1 pseudogene is annotated in these 1,018 nt (G+C 47.6%); it reads left to right on the forward strand.

Annotated features, from left to right (window positions below):
• Nucleotides 1-1,018 (forward strand): annotated as a pseudogene (locus R8269_RS26470) (hypothetical protein); the annotation flags it as partial.

A 1,018-nucleotide genomic window follows, 5' to 3' on the forward strand; every position in this document is an offset into this window, starting at 1 on the left:
GCAAAGTGTATCTCAACGTTGAATACGACAAATCCAACGTTTTGTGGGGGAACTACAACACAGGTATAACTGGTACTGACAACAACGATTACAACCGCAGCCTATATGGTTTCAAAGGTGACTATCGCACACGTTCTACCACCAAGTTCGGTGAAGATCGTCTTAACATCGTTGGCTTTGCCGCCGAATCGGACTCGCTGTTTGCGCACGATGAATTTTTAGGTACTGGCGGTTCGCTGTACTTCTTACGCCATGGCGAAGTTGTACCGGGCAGCGACAAAGTGATGGTTAAGGTGGTCGACCCAAACAGCGGCATCACCTTGCAAGAACTGCCGTTGCAGTCGGGACGTGACTATGAAATCGACCCATACCAAGGCCGAATTATTCTAACCAAACCACTAAGCAACATCATTTCTGACAACTTTGGCTCGGTCATTAACGACTCCCCAGCTGACGGTTATGACAACTATCTTGCTGTCGATTATGAATACGTGCCTCAAGGCAGTGAAGCGCTTGGTGCAATGACCGCTGGTGGACGCGTCAAAGGTTGGGTAAACGACTACATCGGTGTAGGTGCAAACTATCAAACCGAAGAAAAAGATAACCAAGACTATGAAGCGTACGGCACAGACTTAACGCTACGAGCATCAGAAGGCACCTATTTGAAAGCCGAGTTCGGCCACAGTAAAGGTCGTCAAACCGATTCTAACTATGTCTCTTTCGATGGCGGTTTAACCTTTACGCCTATTGGTGGCAGTGCGGATGATCGTGAAGGTGACTCTTATCAAGTGAAAGGGGTGATGAACCTCTACGATATCGCCCCGAGCGTGTTTTCTGCTGTGGGTAACGATGTAAAAGCTTGGTACAAATCTAAAGATGCAGGTTACAGCTACGCAAGCCAAGATGACGATTTAGAACAAGAATCTTATGGTACGGAAATCCGTCTTCAAGCAACGGATCGTGTTGCGGTGAAAACTCGATTTACTTCGATGGAAGAGCGTGAGTCCGACGGCACACT

Source organism: Vibrio sp. Vb0667, from assembly GCF_033391095.1.